The organism is Aureimonas phyllosphaerae (assembly GCF_900113065.1).
Taxonomy (GTDB): domain Bacteria; phylum Pseudomonadota; class Alphaproteobacteria; order Rhizobiales; family Rhizobiaceae; genus Aureimonas; species Aureimonas phyllosphaerae.
In genome coordinates this window covers 61,862-83,702 of sequence record NZ_FOOA01000007.1, presented here as the reverse complement: position 1 = coordinate 83,702, position 21,841 = coordinate 61,862, and the positions used below count along the sequence as shown (strand labels likewise).

At 70.3% G+C, this 21,841-nt stretch carries 18 protein-coding genes; 13 read left to right on the top strand and 5 right to left on the bottom strand.

Translation table 11 applies throughout. From position 1 onward, the window contains the following. Window position 1: 1 nt before the first annotated feature. The gene (locus tag BM175_RS10780; protein WP_090962909.1) at window positions 2–2,089 is read right to left on the bottom strand and encodes a GumC family protein; all 2,088 of its coding nucleotides are present in this window, start codon (window positions 2,087–2,089) and stop codon (window positions 2–4) included. A 98-nt stretch (window positions 2,090–2,187) separates the two neighbouring features. Then, complete coding sequence (locus BM175_RS10775; protein WP_175526829.1) at window positions 2,188–3,297, bottom strand: endo-1,4-beta-xylanase; 1,110 nt, start codon at window positions 3,295–3,297, stop codon at window positions 2,188–2,190. Between the two features lie 74 nt (window positions 3,298–3,371). On the opposite strand from BM175_RS10775, the gene BM175_RS10770 reads away from it, so the two are divergent. Beyond that, entirely contained in the window at window positions 3,372–4,616 is a 1,245-nt protein-coding gene (locus tag BM175_RS10770; protein ID WP_244545962.1) for a lipopolysaccharide biosynthesis protein, read from the top strand. Window positions 4,617–4,629: 13 nt separating this feature from the next. Here the strand turns inward: BM175_RS10770 and BM175_RS10765 are convergent, their stop codons facing one another. From BM175_RS10765 to BM175_RS10755, 3 genes are read right to left on the bottom strand one after another with little or no spacing between them, the layout of a single operon-like run. After that, window positions 4,630–5,502, bottom strand: coding sequence for a DUF6492 family protein (locus BM175_RS10765; protein WP_090962905.1), 873 nt, complete (start codon window positions 5,500–5,502; stop codon window positions 4,630–4,632). Between the two features lie 5 nt (window positions 5,503–5,507). Next, complete coding sequence (locus tag BM175_RS10760) at window positions 5,508–6,305, bottom strand: WecB/TagA/CpsF family glycosyltransferase (RefSeq protein ID WP_090962903.1); 798 nt, start codon at window positions 6,303–6,305, stop codon at window positions 5,508–5,510. Continuing rightward, a complete protein-coding gene (locus tag BM175_RS10755; protein WP_090962901.1) occupies window positions 6,302–7,519 on the bottom strand; it encodes a glycosyltransferase in 1,218 nt (405 codons plus the stop codon). The genes BM175_RS10760 and BM175_RS10755 overlap by 4 nt, the downstream gene beginning before the upstream one ends. A gap of 126 nt (window positions 7,520–7,645) precedes the next feature. Between BM175_RS10755 and BM175_RS10750 the strand changes: the two genes are divergently transcribed. The 12 genes from BM175_RS10750 to BM175_RS10695 all read left to right on the top strand — a co-directional run bounded on the left by BM175_RS10750 (window position 7,646) and on the right by BM175_RS10695 (window position 21,823). Further along, window positions 7,646–8,629 carry a glycosyltransferase family 2 protein gene (locus BM175_RS10750; RefSeq protein ID WP_090962899.1) on the top strand — a complete coding sequence of 328 codons (984 nt, stop codon included), beginning with the start codon at window positions 7,646–7,648 and terminating at the stop codon, window positions 8,627–8,629. Window positions 8,630–8,766: 137 nt separating this feature from the next. Then, window positions 8,767–10,026, top strand: coding sequence for an Hsp70 family protein (locus BM175_RS10745; RefSeq protein ID WP_090962897.1), 1,260 nt, complete (start codon window positions 8,767–8,769; stop codon window positions 10,024–10,026). A gap of 69 nt (window positions 10,027–10,095) precedes the next feature. Next, on the top strand, window positions 10,096–10,524 hold the full coding sequence (locus tag BM175_RS10740; protein WP_090962895.1) for a GlcG/HbpS family heme-binding protein: 429 nt from the start codon (window positions 10,096–10,098) through the stop codon (window positions 10,522–10,524). 73 nt (window positions 10,525–10,597) lie between these two features. After that, window positions 10,598–11,197 (top strand): ANTAR domain-containing response regulator, encoded by a 600-nt coding sequence (locus tag BM175_RS10735; RefSeq protein ID WP_090962893.1) that lies wholly within the window; start codon window positions 10,598–10,600, stop codon window positions 11,195–11,197. Between the two features lie 2 nt (window positions 11,198–11,199). Next, window positions 11,200–12,399, top strand: a complete 1,200-nt coding sequence (locus BM175_RS10730; RefSeq protein ID WP_090962891.1) for a CmpA/NrtA family ABC transporter substrate-binding protein — start codon at window positions 11,200–11,202, stop codon at window positions 12,397–12,399. A gap of 346 nt (window positions 12,400–12,745) precedes the next feature. Continuing rightward, window positions 12,746–14,056, top strand: coding sequence for a CmpA/NrtA family ABC transporter substrate-binding protein (locus tag BM175_RS10725; protein WP_090962889.1), 1,311 nt, complete (start codon window positions 12,746–12,748; stop codon window positions 14,054–14,056). 39 nt (window positions 14,057–14,095) lie between these two features. Further along, window positions 14,096–14,995 carry a nitrate ABC transporter permease gene (gene ntrB / locus BM175_RS10720; RefSeq protein ID WP_244545961.1) on the top strand — a complete coding sequence of 300 codons (900 nt, stop codon included), beginning with the start codon at window positions 14,096–14,098 and terminating at the stop codon, window positions 14,993–14,995. A 29-nt stretch (window positions 14,996–15,024) separates the two neighbouring features. Next, the gene (locus BM175_RS10715; protein WP_090962887.1) at window positions 15,025–15,825 is read left to right on the top strand and encodes an ABC transporter ATP-binding protein; all 801 of its coding nucleotides are present in this window, start codon (window positions 15,025–15,027) and stop codon (window positions 15,823–15,825) included. Between the two features lie 78 nt (window positions 15,826–15,903). Next, a complete protein-coding gene (nirB, locus tag BM175_RS10710) occupies window positions 15,904–18,357 on the top strand; it encodes a nitrite reductase large subunit NirB (protein WP_090962885.1) in 2,454 nt (817 codons plus the stop codon). Next, window positions 18,354–18,704 (top strand): nitrite reductase small subunit NirD, encoded by a 351-nt coding sequence (nirD, locus tag BM175_RS10705; RefSeq protein ID WP_090962883.1) that lies wholly within the window; start codon window positions 18,354–18,356, stop codon window positions 18,702–18,704. Before nirB ends, nirD begins: the two co-directional genes overlap by 4 nt. A gap of 10 nt (window positions 18,705–18,714) precedes the next feature. Beyond that, the gene (cynS, locus tag BM175_RS10700; protein WP_055893218.1) at window positions 18,715–19,158 is read left to right on the top strand and encodes a cyanase; all 444 of its coding nucleotides are present in this window, start codon (window positions 18,715–18,717) and stop codon (window positions 19,156–19,158) included. Window position 19,159: 1 nt separating this feature from the next. Continuing rightward, complete coding sequence (locus BM175_RS10695; RefSeq protein ID WP_090962881.1) at window positions 19,160–21,823, top strand: nitrate reductase; 2,664 nt, start codon at window positions 19,160–19,162, stop codon at window positions 21,821–21,823. Window positions 21,824–21,841: the final 18 nt, after the last annotated feature.

Below are 21,841 nucleotides of genomic sequence, written 5' to 3'. Positions count from 1 at the left end.
TTCAGCCGTGTTCGACGTCGGCCCGGTCGGTGATGTCGGCACGGCGCCCGCGAGCGGCCGCGAGGCGCAGGCTGATGCGCTCGCGCCGTTCGTCGGCAGACAGGGTCTCCGGCGCAGCGGGTGCGAGATGCGGCGCGCCGAGGCTGCGGGCGCCGCGCACGGCGCCGAGCTCGCGGATTCTCTGACGCAGCGCCTCGCGGCGTGCCTCGATCTCGCTGACGCCCGTCGGAGCGTCATCCTCGTCGTCGGAAGGGGTCTCGTCGATCCGGGGCACCACGGGCGGCTCGGCTTCGGCCACCGGCTCGTGGATGGCTTCATTCGGCTCCTCGACCGCGGTCGGCTCGACGATCCGGTCGTCCTCATCGACCTTCGCCGCGACGATAGGCGTTTCGCGGACCTCTTCCGGCTCCGCATCGGCGACGTCGAAGGAGCCACCGCGCAGCGACCAGTCGCCTTCGCTGGTGTCGAGCGCCGGGGCGGTTTCGGGCGTCGAGGGCCGGGGCGATGCCGCAACGGGCGCTGCCGCAGCGACCGCGGCGACCGGCACGACGGCGGGTTCCGCCATGTGATCCGGCGTCTTGCGCTCTCTGGCGCGCATGTCCGTAGCCAGCGCCGCCATGGCGGGGGAGGCGGCCGTGCCGTTGATGGCGCGCACCATGGCAACCAGAAGCGCCAGCGCGATCCCGAGGCCGATGCCCCCGACGAAGCCGAGGATCACCACGATCTTGCGCGACAGGCTGGAGGGCTGGAACGGGACGGTGGCGTCGGAGATCACGCGCACGTTGGTGGTGTTGAGCCGCTCCTGCTCGCTCGTCTGGCGGGCCCGCAGGAGATAGGCCTCGTAGACCGCGCGCGAGGCATCGACCTCGCGCTCCAGTTCCCGCAGCCGCACGAAGGCGCCGCTGGTCTCGATCTGGCGCGAGCGCAGCGTGTCGATCTGGCCGGTCAGGTCGCGCTCGGTCGCCTGGGCTCTGGCGAGTTCGGTCTGGGCCGAGGCGACGATGCGCGACAGTTCGGTCTCGATCGCGCGGCGCGCGGTGGCGAGCGCCTGGTCGGCGGCGATGCGCTGGGGATGGCGGGGCCCGAGGCGCGAGGCGAGGATCGCCTGGTTCTGCGCGGCCTCTGAATAGACCTGACGCAGGCGCAGGAGCGATTCCGAGTTGAGGCCTTCCGGGAAGGAGCCGGCGGCGATGTCCTCGACGCTCGCCTCGCGCAGCGAGCGGGCGCGCACGTTCAGCGAGGTGATCTGCGAGCGGACGTCCGCCAGCTGGTTGTTGACGCGGGTGATGTAGTCGTCGTCGATCAGCCGTCCGCCGACGCCGACGAGCTGGTTCTGCGCCTTGTAGGCCTCAGCCGCGTCCTCGGCCTCGACGACGCGGGCGCGCAGTTCGGCGAGGCGCGACGACAGGGCCTCGGTCGCGCGCCGCGCGAGGTCCGACTGCGCGCGGCCCTGTTCGGCGATGAAGGTCTGCGTCGTCAGGTTGGCGAGCCGGGCCGCCTTGTCGGCGTCCTCGCTCGTCACCGACACGTTGATGACGAAGCTGTTGGCGTTGCGCACCGCCGAGATGTGGCGCCAGAGGTTGGTGACGGTGCGAAGCTCGCGCGTGTCGGCCGCCGCGACGGGATCGTCCGACATCAAGGCGGAGAGCGTCGCCGACAGGCCGCCGAGCCACGTCTCGCGCAGACCGTTGAACTCAGTATCGGCGGTAAGGTTCGCCTCCCGGACGACGCGCAGGAGCACGCTGTTCGAGGTCATCACCGAGATCTGCCCCTCGACGAGGGCGAGCGCCGCATCCGTGTTGAGGCCGTTCGCCGTCGGGGTGAGCTCGTTCTGGACGAGGTTCAACTCGCGCGGGTCGAGGACGATCTGTGCGGTCGCGGTGTATTGCTTGGGCTGCGACAGGGCGAAGGCGCCGGCCACGGCCGCTCCGAGGACCCCTGCGAGGAGGATCTTGCGCTTCACCCGCCAGACCGAGGCGGCGAGATAGGCCGGATCGAGGAAGCTCTCGTGCCGGCGCACGGGTTCCGCCTTCGGAACGGGGTCCCAGCGGGACGCGGGGCGGGATGCGGCATCCTCGGCGTAGAACATGGAAGGGCCCTGGACAGGAACGGCGCGGTTTGCAGCCCGCACCTTTCACCGCTCATGGCAAAGAAAGGGTTAACCCCCTGCCGGTCTCGGCGAAGCGGTCAGGCCTGCGACAGCCGGCGGCGCAGCATCCCGTACCAGTCCTTCGGCCGGAGGTCGGCGTCGAAGGGCAAGGGGCGGCAGGGCGCACCGTCACTGCGCGGCATGACGTCCTCAACCCAGTTGTAGCGGTCCGTCAGTCCCCAGGTGATGACGGTCTCGGGGCGCTGCCCCCCCATCAGCCCGTCGAGGAAGTCGCCGACCACCCGGGACGCGGCCGCGTCGATCTCCGCCGGTCCGCCGCGGACCTGGAAGTCGATGACGTCGAGTTCCGTGGCGAGGAGCCCGACGCCCAGCGCCTTGAGGTCGGCACCGAAGCGCGCCAGCGCCTCCACGTCGATCTCCTGATGGGCGTAGAGATGGCCCTGGATACCGACCGCATCGATGCGGATGTCGGCCTTCTGGAGCTGGCGCACGATCGACAGGACGATGGCGCGGCGCTGGTCGAAGCGGGGCCCGCGAAACTCGAGGTCGTAGTCGTTGAGCACGAGCCGCGCCGTCGGATCGGCGCGCGCGGCGGCCTGGAAGGCGACGGGAATGTGCCGGGGCCCGAGGCGGCGCAGCCAGAACGTGTCGCGCAAGGGGCCGCGATGCTCCTGCGGATCGTGCGCGACGACCTCGTTGACGACGTCCCAGCTCGTCAGCCGGCCCTTGCAGTGGTCGGCGACGCGCTCGATGTGCTCGACGAGCGCCCGTTCGAGATCCAGGGGGTCCTCGATCGCTTCGAGCCAGGGCGGGTTGGTCGACCACCAGACGAAGGTCGTGCCGCGGGCGCTCTGCCCGTTGGCGTCCGCGAAGGCGAGGAGGCGGTCGGCGCGGCTGAAATCGAACTGCCCGCGCTCCGGCTGGACCAGCGCGAACTTCAGCTCGTTCATCGGCATCACGAGATCGCATTCGCCGGTGAAGAGCTGGCGATAGCCGAGGTCGTCGAAATACTCGTTCTGGATGGCGGCGCCGAACGGGATGCCCGTGCCGCGCGCCGACGCCGTGGCCGGAATGCCGGCGGCCAAGGCGGCGGCGCCGGCGAGGAGCGAACGCCGCGTTAAGCTCGGGCCGGTATGGAAGGGGGAGCGCGGCGCGGCGCGGGGAGCGCTGCTTTGGTCGTTCGTCATCCGTCCCCGCCCTTCCAAGGTGCCTCATGCGACGCCCCGGAGTCCTGACAGGAAGTCTTGAAGCAAAGCTGAAGATGGCACGCGACTACGCCAAGCTGCTCGGCGGGTCGGGTGGCCGGCTGGTCCTGTCGCTCGCCTATTTCACGGCGGTCGCCAACGTCCTGACCGTCTCCGAGTTCGGCCTCTTCGCCACGGCGTCCGCCACCGGCATCGTCCTGTCGCGCGTGGCCGGGCTCGGCTTCGTCTCGCCGCTCTACCGCTCCGCGACGCGAAAGCCCCATCTCGTGGGCACCTACACCGCCGGACTGCTCGCCGCCTTCGCCCTGTCGCTGCCGCTGGTCGCGCTCGGCGCCGCGCTGTTCTATCTCGGCGTCTTCGCCGGCGACATGGCGCTGGCGCCCTTCGCCGCGATCCTCGCCGCCGAGATCGTCTGCTGGCGGGCGCTCGAGGTCGTCTGCATCGTCAACAATGGCATGAACCGCTTCGGCCGCGCCTCCGTGCTGGTGGTGATCGGCACGGGCGCCAAGGCGCTCGCCGCACTCGTCTTCGCGGCCACCACCGGGCGCGAGGGCGGGCTCGCCGCCTGGAGCCTCTTCTACCTCGCCGCCAACGGGCTCGCGGCGCTCGGCGGCATCCTGTTCCTCTACCCGCGCCAGCGCCTGCGCTGGCGGCCGGACCTCTACCACCGCCGTGCCGCCGACAGCATCGCCGTGGCCGGGGCCGAGGTCCTGTTCTACCTCCAGTCCGAACTCGACAAGCTGCTCGTCCTGTCGCTCGGGGGCCCGCACATCGCCGGCCTCTACGCCATGCTGATGCGCCTTGTGGACCTCACCGCCCTGCCCGTGCGCTCCTTCAACATGATGGCGGTGCAGGCGCTGATGCGGCGGCCCGACCGGCTGGACTCCTGGCGCGTGCGCTGGGGCGTCGAGGCCGGAATCGCGCTGGTGTCAGTCGGCGGCCTCGCCGCGCTCGGCCTCGTCCTCCACGCCCGCCCGACGCTGCTCGGCGCCAATGTCGCGGATGCGGCACCGCTCGTCCTGATGGCGCTTCTCGTGCCCGCCTTCCGCAATCTCGTGGAGTACGAGGGCGAACTCCTCTACGCCCGCGGCCGCACGGGCACGCGCGCCGTGGTCCTCGGCTTCCTGACGCTGACCAAGGGTGCGCTCCTGACGCTGGTCCTGCGCGGGGGCGAAGCAGCCGGCGACACGGCCTGGGTCGTCGGTCTCAACGGCGTGTTCGCCGCGCTCTGGCTCGCCTCCGCGATGGCGACCTACACCGCGCTCGACACGCGCCGGATGCCGATCGCGCGGCCGGCCTGAGCGGCCGGCGGGGTCAGAGGCCGACGACGCGGCGGATCAGGGCGGGGTCGGTGCCGGTGAAGGACTGGAGGCCGATCGCCACCTGATGGGGCGCGAGATCGGCGAGAAAGGCGGCAAGGCCCATCTCGTCGAGCGGCGGCCCGTCCCAGTAGACGGCGCAGCGCTGCGTGGCGTCCGGCGCATGGCGCTCCGGCCGTGCCTCCGCTTCTTCAACGAAGCGGCCGTAGATCGTGCATTCGGAGAGGGCCCGCGAGGCGCACAGCACCATCATCGTCGGCCGCCGGCCGACCGCCGCGATCCGGGCGAGAAGGCCGCACACCGTGTCGCGACGCCAGGCGATCAGCGTGCCGATATAGGTGGTGCGGGTGGTGGACGGCGGGCGAAGCCCGATCAGCCGGGCGGCCCGCAGGGCCCAGGTCTCGTGCTCTGCCTGAAGTTGCGGGAGCACGCGGTCCATGCCATCCGGCACGCGGTAGAACGCGACGCGCCCGCCCGCCTCCATCGACCGGACGTCGAACGGCTTCACGAAGACGACGTCGGAATCCAGAGACACCATCGCCTCCTCCGCCATCGTCTCGGCCATCGCGAAGCGGCGAAGCTGCTGGACATGCCAGCCGTGCAGCGGCAGGCCGAACGGATGGATCCAGAGCCGGCGACCGCGCTGCCGCGGGTGGTTCACCGGCCGCAGCCACCAGGGCAGGAGATCGCGCTCGCTGACGACCCGTCGCCGAGGGCCTTCGAACCTTCTGAACAGCGGGAGATCGCGCGCCTCGACGAGAAGGTAGTGCGTCTCGAAGCCCGTGACGAAACGATCGATGCTGTCGCACAGCAGGCGGCAGCGTTCGAGATCGCCGCGATAGCTCGAGGTGACCAGCGCAAAGCGCATCGACGTCACTTGCGAAGACGCTGGCGGGCGATGCGAGCGAGGAAGGCCGGATTGCCGGCGAGATATCGCCGCGCGAGACGCCGCGGCTCCATCAGGAGGCGCCAGATCCATTCGATCCGCAGGCGCCGCACGAAGGCGGGCGCCCGGGCGACCTTGCCGGCGGTGAAGTCGAGGAGCGCGCCGACGGCGAAGGCGACCGGCGCCTCGCGCACGCCGACATGGCGGGCGAGGAAGCGCTCCTGCCGGGGCACGCCGATGCCGACGAGAAGCACGTCGAGCCGTGCCAGGCGGATCCAGTCGAGCAGCCGCTCGGTCTCCTCGCCCTCGGCGAAGAACCCGTGCGAGACCGCGATGAAGCGATGCTGCGGGAAGCGCTCGCCGAAGCGCTCGGCCGCGCGGTCGACGATGCCCGGCTCGCCGCCGACGAGGCCGACGCGCAGCTCGCCCTGCGTCTCGCCGAAGAAGCGCGGCAGGAAGTCGGTGCCGTTGAGGTTCTCTGGGAACGGCTCGCCGAACAGCATGCGCGAGCCGACGTCGACGCCGATCCCGTCGGGCAGGCACAGCATCTCGGACATCACCGCCGCATAATCCGCATCGGTCATCGACACGTTGACGCAATGGGCGTTGACGAAAGCGATCTGCAGGCGTTGGCGCGAGGCGATGGCCGCGTCGATGCGAGCGATGGCGTCGACGCCGGTGACATCGAGGCCGCCGAGCCGCCGGACAGGTGTCTGTGCGTCGGCCCGTTTGCGGATGACGACCGGTTTACCGGCCGCGGGCTGGATGGGCGCGGGATCGATCATGACGCAAGTGCCTCCATCGCCGGGACCGCCGGTCCGCTCGCTTCCTCCGCACCCAGACCGACGAGCGCCAGCCCGGCGCGCACGCCCCGCTTGCAGTCGAGCCGCTGGCGTTCGGCAAAGGCGCGGCCGTCGAGGCGCAGGACCTCGCCGGCGCGCTCGCGGGTCACGAGGTCTTCCAGGGCGCGGGCAAAGCTCACCCCATCGCTCGCCACGCGCACGTTGCCGGGCAGGGCCGCGCCGATGCCACGGAGCGCGGACGGGGTCGCGACGGCCGGCATGCCCTCTTCCAGGGTCTCGATCGTCTTCAGCTGAACGCCGGTGCCGCCGCGCGTCGAAAGCGCCACGACGCGCCCCGAGCGCACGAAGGCCTGTGCGTCCGGCACGCGCCCGAGAAAGGATACGTTGCCGGGTGCCTGCGGCGGCGTGCCGTCGAACCGACCGGCGACGCCGACCGTGATGCCGGGCGACAGGCGCGGCGCGACCTCGGCGGCGAACCAGTCGAGACCGAGGCGGTTGGGCGCCCAGCTCCAGGTGCCGATCATCACGACGTCGAACTGCCGGGCGCCGTCGTCGGCGGGCGCGGTGCCGCGCCCGATGCCGAGGCTGAGCGGGATCGAGCGGGGATCGCCGGACAGACCCAGCCGCTCGGCGTCGGCGGCGGCGAGGCTGTGGACGACGCGCGCGGCGGCGCAGAGGCGCTCTTCCGCCGCGCGCAGGAGCTTCGCCTCGCGGCGATAGAGAAGGCGGGACGCGGCGCTGCCCGCGCTCCGCCCCATCTCGGCGGCCGAGAGATGCTCGACATTGTGGGCGACGAAGATCGGCGGGGCGATGGTGAGAAGGCCGGGAAAGGCGATCGGAAGCTGGGCCGCCGACAGCACCACGGCATCGAAGGGTCCGGCCGCGCGCAGGCGCCCGAGAAGCGTCGCCTCCGGCATCACCCGGAGCTTGGCCGCGCCGACCGGTAGGCCGCGGCGGATCGCGTTCAGCACCCAGCGCACCTTGCGCGCGCGCCCGGCCCCCGCGTTTTCGATCGCGACCTCGCCGAGATCGACATGGGCGACGTCCGGCAGCGCCGCGCCGGGGCGCCGGAAGCCCGCCACCGTCACCCGCGCCCCGGCCGCGCGATAGGCGTCGGCGATCGCACGGTTGGCGATCTCGAAACCGGTCGCCGGTTCCCTTTCGGGCAGGAGCGATGTCGCAAAGAGGATATGCATCGGCGCTACGATTGACCCTGTTTGACCGACACATTGGCACCCCGCCCGTTGCGATTTCGTCAAAGCCGGCGTTTTAACGCGTCATCTTCGCCGCTTATTCAGGACTGCCGCGCTAGCGTGCCGGTCATGGATGATCACAAGCCCGCCTCCCCTTGCGTCACGATCGAAGCGCGCTCGCCGCATGCCGCAAGCGGGTTCGAGGCGGTGGTGATCCTACCAACCTTCCGACGCCCCGACGGGCTCCTGCGGACGCTCGCCTCGCTGGCGGCGCAGGTGACGAAACGGAACCTTGCCGTCGTCGTGATGGAGAACGACGCGGACGGCCGGGCGGGCCTTGCGGCGGCACGCGGCCTCTTCGAGACCGGGGCGATGGCGGGGCTCGTTCTCGTCGCGCACGAGCGCGGCAACTGCTCGGCCTACAATGCCGGCTTCCAGGTCGCGCTGGCCGAGTTTCCCGCGATGCGCTACTGCCTCGTGATCGACGACGACGAGGCGGCCGGCACGGACTGGGCCGAGCGGATGATCGAGACGGTGGAGCGGCTCGACGTCGACGTGGTCGGCGCCCCGCAGGTCCCGGTCTTCGAGGGGCCGGCGCGCGACGCCGTCGCCCGACATCCCGTGTTCCGCCCGCCCTACGGCGCGACGGGCCGCGTCCCGATCCTCCTGTCGTCCGGCAATCTCTGCCTCACGCGTGCGCTGCTGGAGCGCATGGGCGACCCGGTCTTCGACACCGCCTTCAACTTCACCGGTGGCGGCGACTCCGACTTCTTCTCGCGCGCCGCCCGCAAGGGCGCCCGCTTCGGCTGGTGCGCGGAAGCCCCGGTCGACGAGACGGTGCCGGCGCGCCGCACGGAATGGTCGTGGCTCCACGCGCGCTCGCTGCGCAACGGCGCCCTGTCGAGCGCCATCCAGCGGCGGCGCGACGGGCGCGTGCGCTCGGCCGCCAAGACCGCGGCGCTTCTTCTTGCCGCCCCGCCTCGCGCCATCCTGCAGGCGATCCGCCAGCGCTCGCTCCTGATCGGCCTCTACCCCTTGCAGATCGCGCTCGGCCGGGTGCAGGGCGAGTTCGGACGGATCGGCGAACAGTACCGCAAGCCGGAAGCGAACTGACGGGAACCGGACGGTCGGACCGGCCGCCCCTTCCCTTCCGCGAATCGATGGGCTAGACGGGCCGCCCCGCCCCGTCCCCCGTTTCGACGCCTCGCCCGGCCGAGGTGGCGACGCCGTTCCTGCATGAGCCCGCCCCCATGTCCGCCTCCTTCGCCGGCCTCGACTTCGGCACCACGAACTCGACCCTGTCGCTTTGCGCCCCCGGCGGCGCGCCGCGGCTCCTGCCCGTCGAGGGCGACCACCTGACGATCCCCTCGGCCCTGTTCTTCTCGCTGGAGGACGGCCAGACCTACTTCGGCCGACGCGCCGTCTTCGAATATGTCGACGGTGCGGAAGGCCGCTTCATGCGCGCGCTGAAAAGCATCCTCGGCTCGTCGCTGATGAAGGAGACGACGCAGGTCGGTCGCCAGCGCATGAGCTTCGAGGCGCTGATCGGCACCTTCCTCGAGCACCTGCGCAAGACGCTGGAGCGCGAGAGCGACGCGCCGGTCGACCGCATCGTGCTCGGCCGGCCCGTGCGCTTCGTCGACGAAAGCGACGCGGCCGACCAGGAAGCCGAGGACCAGCTCGCCTCGGCCGCGCGGGCGCAAGGCTTCGCCCATGTCGAGTTCCAGTACGAGCCGGTTGCTGCCGCCCTCTACTTCGAGAGCGGCATGAACGCCGAGCAGGTGGCGCTCGTCGTCGATATCGGCGGCGGCACGTCGGACTTTTCGATCCTGCGCCTCGGCCCCGAGCGCGCCCGGCGTCCCGACCGCGCCGACGACATCCTCGGCACCACGGGCGTCCATGTCGGCGGCACGGATTTCGACCGCCTCCTGAACATCGCCCGCATGCAGCCGCTGCTCGGGCTCGGCTCGACCACGGCCGACGGCAAGCGGACGCTGCCGGTCTGGTACTTCAACGATTTCGCGACCTGGCACCGTATCAACACGCTCTATACGCCCAAGGTGCTGGCCGACATCCGCTCGCTCGCCAAGGAAGCCGCCGAGCCGGAAAAGCTGAAGCGCATGGAGCACATGCTGGCGCACCGCTCCGGCCACCGGCTGGCCGGGGCCGTGGAGCGGGCGAAGATCGCTCTCACCCACGAGGAGGAGGCGACGATCAGCCTTCGCGAATCGGGGCTGACGCTGGAGGCTCCCGTCACGCGCGCCGAGTTCGAGGCGGCGACGGCCGAGCTCGTGGAACGGATCGACGGCGCGATCGCTGCCTCGCTCCAGCTTGCCGGCATCGGGCCGGAGGCGATCGAGACGGTGATCCTGACCGGCGGCGGCGCGCAGGTGCCGGCCGTGGCGAGGGCGGCGACGGCGCGCTTCCCGGAGGCACGCGTCGCCTTGTCGGACGCCTTCGGTTCGGTCGGCCTCGGTCTCGGCCTCGACGCGGCCCGCCGCTTCGCCTGAACGGCGGTTTGCCAGCAGTGGTCGCCGCGCGCTAGGGAGGGCTCCCCGACACGAGGAGCCCTTGAGCCCATGACCGCACTGACGCTCGACACCGCCCGCCGCATCGTCGAGGCCGCCCGCGCCAAGGGGCGCGAGCTCGGCCTGAAGCCGCTGACCGTCGCGGTGCTCGACGCCGGCGGCGACCTTCTGGTGCTGGAGCGCGAGGACGGCGCCTCGCCGCTGCGCCCGGCGATCGCCATCGGCAAGGCCAACGGCGCGGTGCAGATGGGCATGGGCTCGCGCGCGCTGTGGAAGCGCGCCGAGGAGCAGGCCTATTTCATCAACGCGATGAACACGCTGACGAGCGGCTCGCTCGTGCCGGTGCCGGGCGGGGTCCTGATCCGCGATGGCGGCAAGGTCGTCGGCGCGGTCGGCATCACCGGCGACACCTCGGACAACGACGAAGCGGCGGCTACGGCCGGCATCGAGGCTGTGGGTCTCACCGCCGACGCCGGCTGATTTCTTCCGCAATGCAGCAGGGGCGGCGCGCGGGATATTGCGCCGCCCTCGCCTCTTTGCCACTCTTCCCGCCATGGAACCCCGCCCCGCCCTTGCCGTCCTGATTGTCGACGAGAACCGGGCGCGGGCCGCGATCATCGAAGAGGGCCTGCGCGAGGCCGGCCACGAGCGCGTCCACATCGTCGCGGACGCGCAAGGGCTGGTGCGCGAGATCGAGGCGTTCCGGCCCGACGTGATCGTGGTCGATCTCGAAAATCCCAACCGCGACCGGCTGGAGGCCTTCTTCCAGGTCTCGCGCTCGGTGCGCCGTCCGATCGCCATGTTCGTCGACCGCTCGGACGCCGATTCGATGGAGGCCGCGATCGCCGCCGGCGTTTCGGCCTATGTCGTGGACGGGCTGAAGAAGGAGCGCGTGAAGCCGATCCTCGACACGGCCGTCCTGCGCTTCGAGGCCTACTCGCGGCTGGAGCGCGAGTTGCAGAACGCGCGTTCGGAGCTCGCCGACCGCAAGGTGGTGGAGCGCGCCAAGGGGCTTCTCATGCGGATGCGGGGCCTGTCGGAAGAGGAGGCGTATCGCCTGATGCGCCAGACCGCCATGAACGAGAAGAAGAAGCTCGTGGACATCGCCCGCTCGCTGGTGACGGCCGCCAGCCTTCTCGGCGGGGAGGATTGAGGATGAGCGCTCCCGAACGGATCGTGCGCGCGGGCTTCATCCCGCTTCTCGACGCCGCGGTGCTCGTGGCGGCCTCGGCGCTGGGCCTCGACCGGCGCGAGGGCGTGCGGATCGAGCTGACGCGCGACGTATCGTGGTCGAACATCCGCGATCGCCTCGCCTTCCGCCAGTTCGACGTCGCCCACATGCTCGGCCCCATGGCGGTCGCGGGCGAGCTCGGCCTCGGCTCCAACCCGCACAAGGTCATCGCCCCCTTCGCGCTCGCCGAGGGCGGCAACGCCATCACGCTCTCGACGCCGCTGATGGCCGCCATGCGCGCGGCGATGGACGGCGAGGACTACCCCGACGTGGCCGGCGCCCATGCGCGGGCGCTGAAGCGGGCGCTGGAGCGACGACGCCGGGTGGGCGAAGCCGTCCCGGTGTTCGGCGTGACCTATCCCTTCTCCTCGCACGCCTACGAGTTCCGGCTCTGGCTGGCGTCGGCGGGGATCGATCCCGACCGCGACGTGACGCTGACGGTGGTGCCGCCGCCGATGACCGCCGATGCCCTGCGCGCCGGGCTGATCGACGGGTTCTGCGTCAACGCGCCGTGGAACGTGATGGCCGTGGAAGAGGGGATCGGGCGCATCGTGGCGGTGAAGGCCGACATCTGGCCCGGCTCGCCGGAAAAGGTGCTGGGCCTTCGGCCGGACTGGTGGCAGGACCAGCGCGACACGGCCGAGCGTCTGCTCGCGGCGCTCGACGCCAGCGCCCTCTGGTGCGCCGAGCCCGCCAACCGGCGGGAACTGGCCGCGATCCTCGCCGAGCCCGCCCATGTCGGCGGCCGCGCCGCCCTGTTCGAGACGGTGCTGGGCGGCGACCTGCCGGTGGACCCGGACGGCACCCGCCGGGCGCTCGCCGCCTATGTCGACTTCCGGCCGGAGGGCGCCAACCTGCCGCGCCGCTCGCAGGCGCTCTGGGTCTTCGCGCAGATGGTGCGCTGGGGACAGGCGACCTACTCGCCGGACGCGGCGCGCCAGGCCGCGCAGGCGTTCCGGCCCGACGTCTACCGCTCGGCCCTGCCCGGACGCGCCGAGGCGCTGCCCGACAGTCGTATCGAACGCTCGCCCGATGCCGGCCCGGACTTCGATCCGGATGCGATCGAGGCGGCGCTCGCGAAGATCCCTGCGGCGCCCCCCGGCGCGTCACCAGCCAGCGACTGACGAGCGCTCGAGGATCGATGCCCAACATTTGCGCGTCGTGACCGAAGAACACGCGCGAGGCCAAAGCACCATCAAACGCCTGCGGCGCCGCAATCTGGAACCATTATGCTGAATTTCTAGGCGTGCTTATCTGGCGTACATTTGTGCTTTGCAAAATGACGCTTCTGCGGTTGGATAGCACCATGACCCGTCAAGGACGACAGGGTCACCGAGCTTCTCCCAAGCCTCGACGACATCGACGTCGCGAACCCGATGCCACCCAACCCACGCCGGACGAGGCGCGGACGGGGCATGTGGTCCGCGGCGTCGTTTTCGTTTGGCCTTCCCTCACCCGCCGAGGACCGCCATGCCCGCTTCCGACAATTCCGGCCTCAACCGTCGCCGCTTCCTTCTCGGCACCGCCGCGACCGCGGGCACCGCCGCGCTCGTCTCGGCGATCTCGGCGAGCTTCCCAGGCGGCGCGTTTGCGCAAGGCGCGGGCCCCGAGACCACCAAAGCCGTCCTCGGCTTCATCGCCCTGACCGACGCCTCACCGCTCATCATCGCCAAGGAAAAGGGCCTCTTCGCCAAACACGGCATGCCCGATGTCGAGGTGGTGAAGCAGTCGTCCTGGGGCACGACGCGCGACAACCTCGTGCTCGGCTCGGCGGGATCGGGCATCGACGGCGCCCACATCCTCACCCCCATGCCCTACCTGATGAGCGCCGGGACGATCACGCAAGGCGCGCCGCTGCCGATGCAGATCCTCGCCCGTCTCAACCTCGACGGCCAGGGCATCTCGGTCGCGACCGGCCTGCGCAAGGAGAATGTCGGCCTCGACGCCGGTGTCCTGCGCGACGCGTTCGCGGCCAAGAAGGCGGCCGGCACCGTGTCGAAGGTCGCCGTCACCTTCCCCGGCGGCACGCACGACCTGTGGATGCGCTACTGGCTGGCCGCCGCCGGCATCGATCCGAATTCCGACGTCGAGACCATCGTCGTGCCGCCGCCGCAGATGGTGGCGAACCTCAAGGTCAACACGATGGACGCCTTCTGCGTCGGCGAGCCGTGGCACGAGCAGATGGTGAACCAGGACGTCGGCTACAGCGCCATCACGACGGGCGAGCTCTGGGCCAGGCATCCCGAGAAGAGCTTCGCGATGCGCGCCGACTGGGTCGCGGCTCACCCCAACGCCGCCAAGGCGCTGACCATGGCGGTCCTCGAGGCGCAGCAGTGGTGCGACGCGATGGAGAACAAGGACGAGCTCAGCCAGATCGTCGGCAAGCGCGCCTGGTTCAACGTCGCCCCCGCCGATATCGTCGACCGCCTCAAGGGCACCTACGACTACGGCAACGGCAAGCCGGTGGTCGAGAACTCGCCCCACGTCATGAAGTTCTGGCGCGACCACGCCTCCTACCCCTTCCAGAGCCACGACCTCTGGTTCCTCACCGAGGACCAGCGCTGGGGCTACCTGCCCGCCGGGCTCGACAAGGCGGCGCTGATCGCGGCGGTCAACCGGGAGGATATCTGGCGCGCCGCGGCCAAGGACCTCGGCGTCTCAGCGGCCGACATCCCGGCCTCGACCTCGCGCGGCGTCGAGACCTTCTTCGACGGCAAGACCTTCGATCCCGCCAATCCCGACGCCTACCTCGCGAGCCTGTCGATCAAGCGCATCGCCTGAAGCCCGTCCCGCCCCTCGCTTCAACGGAGGCCGTCCCCCGTGTCCCAGACCGTCACCAAGCTGCCCCTGAAGGGCCCGGCGCCCGCGGCCAAGGCCGGCGCCGCCGTCCTCGCGCTGCCGACGCGCCGTGCGCCCGTCGGCCCCGCTCTCGTCCGGCGCTCGCGCGACTGGGCGGCCGAAATCCTGCCCTTCCTCGTCACCCTCACGGTGCTTCTCGGTCTGTGGGAGCTCCTGTGCGCCCATCCCGGCGCCGCGCTTCCGGCGCCGAGCCAGGTGCTCAGCGATAGCTGGGAGCTGATCGCCCATCCGTTCTACGTCAATTCGGGCAACGACGTCGGCCTCGGATGGCAGATCTGGGCGAGCCTCCAGCGCGTCGCGATCGGCTATTCGATCGCGGTCGCCGTCGGCATCTCGCTCGGCGTGCTCGTCGGCCAGTCGACGCTCGCCATGCGCGGCCTCGATCCCATCTTCCAGGTGCTGCGCACGGTGCCGCCGCTCGCCTGGCTGCCGCTCTCGCTCGCCGCCTTCCAGAACGGCCAGCCGGCCGCGATCTTCGTGATCTTCATCACCTCGGTCTGGCCGATCATCATCAACACGGCCGTCGGCGTGCGCAACATTCCGGCCGACTATCGCAACGTGGCGGCGGTGCTGCGCCTGAACGGCCTCGAGTTCTTCGCCAAAATCATGCTGCCGGCCGCCGCCCCCTACATCTTCACCGGACTTCGCATCGGCGTCGGCCTGTCGTGGCTGGCGATCGTCGCGGCCGAGATGCTGATCGGCGGCGTCGGGATCGGCTTCTTCATCTGGGACGCTTGGAACTCGTCGCTGATCTCCGACATCATCGTCGCCCTCGCCTATGTCGGCCTCGTCGGCTTCGTGCTCGACCGGATCGTGGCGCTGGTCGGCCGTCTCGTCACCCGCGGCACGGCCGCGGCCTGATCTCTCCTCGACAGACCCGGAGCGAACCCATGCAAGCCAAGCCGTTCCTGTCGATCGAAGGCGTCGACATGACCTTCAAGCGGGGCGCCGCCACCACCCAGGTCCTCAAGGGCATCGACCTGACGGTGGACAAGGGCGAGTACATCTCGATCATCGGCCATTCCGGCTGCGGCAAGTCCACGCTTCTCAACATCGTGGCGGGCCTGACGAAGGCCACGACCGGCGTCGTCCTCCTCGAGGACAAGGTCGTGGACCAGCCGGGCCCCGACCGGGGCGTCGTGTTCCAGAACCATTCGCTCCTGCCCTGGCTCACGGTCTACGAGAACGTCGCGCTCGCGGTGGACAAGGTGTTCGGCAAGGCCAAGTCGGCACCTGAGCGCCGCGAATGGGTGATGCGCAACCTCGAGCTCGTCCATATGGGCCACGCCCGGGACAAGCGTCCGTCGGAGATTTCGGGCGGCATGAAGCAGCGCGTCGGCATCGCTCGCGCACTCGCCATGGAGCCGAAGATCCTCCTCCTCGACGAGCCCTTCGGCGCGCTCGACGCGCTCACCCGCGCGCATCTGCAGGATCAGGTCATGCAGATCCAGGCTGACCTCGGCACCACGGTGATGATGATCACCCACGACGTGGACGAGGCCGTGCTCCTGTCGGATCGCATCGTGATGCTGACGAACGGCCCATCGGCCAACATCGGCGAGATCCTCGCCGTGCCGCTCGCCCGGCCGCGCGACCGCATCAAGCTCGCGACGGACCCGATCTACCTCAAGTGCCGCCAGGCGGTGTTGCGGTTCCTCTACGAGCGCAACCGCTTCGTCGAAGCGGCCTGACGCCGGACTGATCGCCCGGCGCGCCACCGACGCCGCGCCGGACGCCCTTCTCAACCTTTCCGTTTCGGGATGAGACCCATGACCCAGAAACTCGTCGTCGTCGGCAACGGCATGGCCCCCGGCCGGATGCTCGAACACCTCTTCGAACTGGCGCCGAATGCCTTCGAGGTGACGATCTTCAACGCCGAACCCCGCGTGAACTACGATCGCATCATGCTCTCCCCCGTCCTGTCGGGCGAGAAGAGCTTCGAGGACATCGTGATCCACGGCGACGGCTGGTACGTCAGCCACGGCGTCACGCTCCACAAGGGCCATCGCGTCGTCGCGATCGACCGCGCGGCAAAGACCGTGACGTCGGACAAGGGTGTGACCGCGCCTTACGACCACCTGGTCATCGCCACCGGCTCGACGCCCTTCATCCCGCCGGTGCCCGGCCACACCCTACCCGGCGTCCTCGCCTATCGCGACCTCGACGATGTCGACGCGATGATCCTGGCGGCACAGTCCAAAGCCAAGGCCGTCGTCATCGGCGGTGGCCTCCTCGGCCTCGAAGCCGCCGCGGGCCTGCGCGCGCAAGGATTGGAGGTCACGGTCCTCCATCTCATGCCGACGCTGATGGAGCGCCAGCTCGACCCCGCCGCCGGCTTCCTCCTCCAGCGCGCCCTGGAGAAGCGCGGTATCGAGGTGATCTGCAACGCCAACACGGAAGAAATCCTCGGGACCGAAAAGGTCGAGGGCGTGAAGCTCAAGGACGGGCGCGTCATCCCCGCGAGCCTCGTCGTCATGGCCGTCGGCATCCGCCCCTCGGCGGGTCTCGCGAAGGAGGCGGGCTTGGCCGTCGGGCGCGGCATCCATGTGGACGACCAGCTTCTGACCTCGGACGAGAGCATTTCCGCGCTCGGCGAGTGCGTCGAACTCGACGGGCGCGTCTACGGCCTCGTCGCCCCGCTCTACCAGATGGCGGAAGTGGCGGCCCGCCGCCTCGCGGGCCAGCCGGGCGAAGGCTTCCGCCACTCCGACACGCCGACCAAACTGAAGGTCACGGGCATCAACCTCTACTCCGTCGGCGACTTCGCCGATGCGCCCGACCGCGAGGAGATCGTGCTGCGCGACGCCTCGGCCGGCGTCTACAAGCGCCTCGTCGTCAAGGACAACAGGATCCTCGGCGCCGTGCTCTACGGCGAGACGGCGGATGGGGGCTGGTTCGGCGACCTTCTGAAGAAGGGCACCGACATCGGGGAGATGCGCGACACGCTGATCTTCGGCCAGAGCTACCAGGGAGGGTCCCCGCTGGACCCTATGGCGGCCGTTGCAGCCTTGGGCGATGACGCCGAGATCTGCGGCTGCAACGGCGTCTGCAAGGGCAAGATCACGTCCACCATCACCGCCAAGGGCCTGACGACCTTCGACGACGTGCGCGCCCACACCAAGGCCTCGGCCTCCTGCGGCTCCTGCACCGGCCTCGTCGAGCAGCTGATGAGCGTGACGCTCGGCGACAAGTTCAACGCGCAAGCCGTCAAGCCGATGTGCGGCTGCACCACGCTCGGCCACGGCGACGTGCGCCGGCTCATCAAGGCCAAGGAACTGAAGTCGATCCCGGCCGTGATGCAGGAGCTGGAATGGACGACCTCCTGCGGCTGCGCCAAGTGCCGCCCGGCGCTCAACTACTATCTCCTCGCCGACTGGCCGGGCGAGTACCAGGACGACAAGCAGAGCCGCTTCATCAACGAGCGGGTCCACGCCAACATCCAGAAGGACGGCACCTATTCCGTCGTGCCGCGCATGTGGGGCGGCATGACCTCGTCAGCCGAGCTGCGCGCCATCGCCGACGTCGTGGACAAGTTCGCCATCCCGGCCGTCAAGTGCACCGGCGGCCAGCGCATCGACATGCTGGGCGTGAAGAAGGAGGACCTTCCCGCCGTCTGGGCCGACCTCAACGCCGCCGGCATGGTCTCGGGCGCGGCCTATGCCAAGGGGTTGCGCACGGTGAAGACCTGCGTCGGAACCGACTGGTGCCGCTTCGGCACGCAGGATTCCACCGGCCTCGGCATCCGGCTGGAGAAGTTCATGTGGGGCTCCTGGACCCCGGCCAAGCTCAAGATGGCCGTCTCCGGCTGCCCCCGGAACTGCGCCGAGGCGACGTGCAAGGACATCGGCGTCATCTGCGTGGATTCGGGCTACGACATCCACTTCGCCGGCGCCGCCGGCCTCGACATCCACGGCACGCAGGTCCTCTGCCATGTCGTCACCGAGGACGAGGCGGTGGTGGTGATCGCCGCCCTCACCCAGCTCTACCGCGAGCAGGGCCACTATCTCGAGCGCATCTACAAGTGGCTGAAGCGCGTCGGCATGGACTCGATCCGCGCGGCGGTCGTCGACGACCTCGAGAAGCGCCAGGCCTATTTCGAGCGCTTCGTGTTCTCCCAGCAGTTCGCGCAGGTCGACCCCTGGGCCGAGCGCGCCTCGAAGGGCGTCGCCTCGCACGAGTTCAAACCCATGGCGGAGATCGGTTTCCGGGAGGCTGCGGAATGACGATGCAGGGCGCATGGGCGGCGATCGGCCGCCTCGACGACATCCCCCGGCGCGGCGCGCGCTGCGTGACCTCGCCGCTCGGCCGGATCGCCGTGTTCCGTACGATGGATGACAAGGTCTTCGCGACCGAGGACCGCTGCCCCCACAAGGGCGGCCCGCTGAGCCAGGGCATCGTCCACGGCGGCTCCGTCACCTGCCCGCTCCACTCCCAGGTGATCGCCCTCGACACCGGGCTGGTGCAGGGGCCGGACGAGGGCCGGGTGCGCACTTTTCCCGTTCGCGTCGGCGCGGACGGGGCGCTGGAAATCCTGCTGGAAGCCGAAGCCTTTCAAGAAGCCGCGGAATAGGAGACGCACCATGCTGTCGAAGAAGGACGTCACCGACCTCGTCTACGAGCGCAAGCGCCAGGCGGGCCTGTCCTGGGCCTCGATCGCGGAGGGCATCGGCATGAGCGAGGTCTTCACGACCTCCGCCTGCCTCGGCATGAACGCCCTGCCGCGCGACAAGGCCGACCTCCTCGTCACCAATCTCGGCCTGCCGCAGGAGGCGGCCGTCACGCTGGCCGAGTACCCGACCAAGGTCTGGGACCGCAGCGTTCCGACCGATCCCTGCATCTACCGCTTCTACGAGATCGTCGGCGTCTACGGCGACACGCTGAAGGAGCTCGTCCAGGAGAAGTGCGGCAACGGCATCATGAGCGCGATCGACTTCCACATGGAGGTCGAGAAGGTGCCGAACCCCAAGGGCGACCGGATCGAGGTGCGCATGAGCGGCAAGTACCTCGCCTACAACGCGTGGTGAGATGAACACGCTGGCGACCCCGGGCGCAACCCGCACCACCTGCCCCTATTGCGGCGTCGGCTGCGGGGTCGTCGCGACGCCCCGCCCCGACGGCACGGTCGCGATCGCGGGCGATGAGACGCACCCCGCCAATTTCGGCCGCCTCTGCTCCAAGGGCTCGGCGCTTGCCGAGACGCTGGTTCCCGACCGCCGGCTGCTGCATCCGCAGATCGGGGGCGAGCGCGCTTCCTGGGATGCGGCGCTCGACACGGTGGCCGCCCGGTTTGCCGAGACGATCCGCGACCACGGGCCGGATTCGGTGGCGCTTTATGTCTCCGGTCAGATCCTGACCGAAGACTACTACGTCGCCAACAAGCTGATGAAGGGCTTCGTCGGCTCGGCCAATATCGACACCAATTCGCGCCTGTGCATGGCCTCTTCCGTCGCCGGCCACAAGCGCACGTTCGGCTCCGACACCGTGCCCGGCACCTACGAGGACCTGGAGGAGGCCGACCTCCTGGTGCTTGTCGGCTCCAACCTCGCCTGGTGCCATCCGGTGCTGTTCCAGCGCGTCCAGGCGGCGCGGGCGCGACGCCCGCAGATGCGCCTCGTCGTCATCGATCCACGCGAGACGGCGAGCGCGCGGGAAGCCGACCTGCATCTGCCGATCCGCGCCGACGGCGACACGGCGCTGTTTCTCGGGGCTCTCGCCGCGATCGAGGCGGCGGGCGCGATCGACCGCGCCTACACGCAAGCGCACACGGAAGGCCTCGACGCCGCGCTGGAGGCCGCGCGTCCTTTCGCCGACCTCGATCGTCTTGCGGAAGCGACCGGGCTCGACACGGACAAGCTCGCGGCCTTCCTCGACCTCTATGCCCACACGGACAAGACCGTCACCGTCTACAGCCAGGGCGTGAACCAGTCGGCGGGCGGCACCGACAAGGTATCGGCCATTCTCAACTGCCATCTCGCCACCGGCCGCATCGGGAAATCCGGGACCGGTCCCTTCTCCGTGACCGGCCAGCCCAATGCGATGGGCGGGCGCGAGGTCGGCGGGCTCGCCAACCAGCTCGCCGCCCATATGGACCTCGGCAATCTCGCCCATGCGGACGTCGTGCGCCGCTTCTGGAATGCGCCGAGCGTGGCGCAGACGCCCGGCCTCAAGGCCGTGGACCTCTTCCAGGCGGTCGCCGACGGCCGGGTGCGCGCGCTGTGGATCATGGGGACCAATCCCGTCGATTCGCTTCCCCAAGCCGACGGCGTCGCTGAGGCGCTCCGCCGCTGCCCCTTCGTCGTCGTCTCCGACGTCGTGACCGACACCGACACGATGCCTTTCGCCCATGTCGCCCTGCCGTCCGCCGCCTGGGGGGAGAAGGACGGGACGGTCACGAATTCGGAGCGCCGCATCTCGCGCCAGCGCGGCTACCTCGCCCTGCCCGGAGACGCGCGGCCGGACTGGTGGCAGATCCAGGAAATCGCGAAGCGCATGGGTTTCGCAAAGGGCTTCGACTTCGCCAACGCCGCCGCGATCTTCCGCGAGCATGCCGCGCTGTCCGCCTTCGAGAACGAGGGCACGCGCGATTTCGATATCGGCGCGCTCAAGACGCTCGACGATGCGGCCTACGAGGCGCTGGCGCCGGTGCAATGGCCGATGCCGGCCGGCGCCGCGCCGACCACCCGCTTTTTCGCCGACGGCCGCTTCTTCACGCCGAGCGGCCGGGCGAAGCTCCTGGCCGTCGCCCCCGCCGAAGCGCCCGCCCTCACGGCCGAGCGTCCGTTCGTGCTCAACACCGGCCGCATCCGCGACCAGTGGCACACGATGACGCGAACCGGCCGTTCGCCCCGCCTGTCGGCCCATCTCGCCGAGCCCTTCTGCGAGATCCACCCGGCCGACGCGGAACGCCTCGGCATCGCGGAGGCCGATCTCGTGTCGCTCTCGACGGATCACGGCGGCGCCACCCTGCGCGCGCTCCTGACGCCCCGCGTCGCGCCCGGCACGCTCTTCGCCCCCATGCACTGGACCGGCCAGTTCTCGGGCGCGGCCCGCGTCAACGCGCTCGTTCCCGCGCGCACCGATCCGATCTCGGGCCAGCCGGCGTCGAAGGCCGCGCCCGCCGCGCTCCGTCGCGTTTCGGCCGAGTGGTACGGCTTCGCGGTCTCACGCGCCGAGCCGGAGGCCGGCGATCCTCTCTACTGGGCGAAGGCCCGCGCCTCCGGCGGCTGGCGGCTGGAGCTCGCCGGCAACGGCACCGCGCCGAACCCCCACGCCCTCCTCAGCCTCGACCCCGCCGCAGACCTCCTCGACTACACCGACCGCACCGGCCAGCGCCGCCTCGCCGCCTTCGATGCCGACGGCCGGCTCCTCGCCGCGCTCTGGCTCTCGCCGGAGCCCGTCGCCGTCTCGCGCGCCTTCGCCGTCTCGCTGCTCGACGCTCCGGCCTTCGAGCCCCAGGCCCGCGCCCGCATCCTTGCCGGACGCGCCGGCACCGAGCGGCCCGACCCCGGCGCGCTCGTCTGCTCTTGTTTCGGCGTCGGGGCCAACGACATCAGGAGGGCTGTGGGCGGCGGCTGCGCCAGCGTCGCGGCCATCGGCCAAAGCTTGCGGGCGGGCACGAATTGTGGCTCCTGCAGAACCGAGATCCAGGGATTGATCGATGCGGAACGACGTGTCCTCGAGCCAAGCTGACACCGCGCCCGCCCGCCA

Bases quoted from the DNA above. Each gene is read 5' to 3' on its own strand.
- BM175_RS10780 (WP_090962909.1), bottom strand. From the start codon at position 2,089: ATGTTCTACGCCGAGGATGCCGCATCCCGCCCCGCGTCCCGCTGGGAC.
- BM175_RS10775 (WP_175526829.1), bottom strand. From the start codon at position 3,297: ATGACGAACGACCAAAGCAGCGCTCCCCGCGCCGCGCCGCGCTCCCCC.
- BM175_RS10770 (WP_244545962.1), top strand. From the start codon at position 3,372: ATGGCACGCGACTACGCCAAGCTGCTCGGCGGGTCGGGTGGCCGGCTG.
- BM175_RS10765 (WP_090962905.1), bottom strand. From the start codon at position 5,502: ATGCGCTTTGCGCTGGTCACCTCGAGCTATCGCGGCGATCTCGAACGC.
- BM175_RS10760 (WP_090962903.1), bottom strand. From the start codon at position 6,305: ATGATCGATCCCGCGCCCATCCAGCCCGCGGCCGGTAAACCGGTCGTC.
- BM175_RS10755 (WP_090962901.1), bottom strand. From the start codon at position 7,519: ATGCATATCCTCTTTGCGACATCGCTCCTGCCCGAAAGGGAACCGGCG.
- BM175_RS10750 (WP_090962899.1), top strand. From the start codon at position 7,646: ATGGATGATCACAAGCCCGCCTCCCCTTGCGTCACGATCGAAGCGCGC.
- BM175_RS10745 (WP_090962897.1), top strand. From the start codon at position 8,767: ATGTCCGCCTCCTTCGCCGGCCTCGACTTCGGCACCACGAACTCGACC.
- BM175_RS10740 (WP_090962895.1), top strand. From the start codon at position 10,096: ATGACCGCACTGACGCTCGACACCGCCCGCCGCATCGTCGAGGCCGCC.
- BM175_RS10735 (WP_090962893.1), top strand. From the start codon at position 10,598: ATGGAACCCCGCCCCGCCCTTGCCGTCCTGATTGTCGACGAGAACCGG.
- BM175_RS10730 (WP_090962891.1), top strand. From the start codon at position 11,200: ATGAGCGCTCCCGAACGGATCGTGCGCGCGGGCTTCATCCCGCTTCTC.
- BM175_RS10725 (WP_090962889.1), top strand. From the start codon at position 12,746: ATGCCCGCTTCCGACAATTCCGGCCTCAACCGTCGCCGCTTCCTTCTC.
- BM175_RS10715 (WP_090962887.1), top strand. From the start codon at position 15,025: ATGCAAGCCAAGCCGTTCCTGTCGATCGAAGGCGTCGACATGACCTTC.
- nirB (WP_090962885.1), top strand. From the start codon at position 15,904: ATGACCCAGAAACTCGTCGTCGTCGGCAACGGCATGGCCCCCGGCCGG.
- nirD (WP_090962883.1), top strand. From the start codon at position 18,354: ATGACGATGCAGGGCGCATGGGCGGCGATCGGCCGCCTCGACGACATC.
- cynS (WP_055893218.1), top strand. From the start codon at position 18,715: ATGCTGTCGAAGAAGGACGTCACCGACCTCGTCTACGAGCGCAAGCGC.
- BM175_RS10695 (WP_090962881.1), top strand. From the start codon at position 19,160: ATGAACACGCTGGCGACCCCGGGCGCAACCCGCACCACCTGCCCCTAT.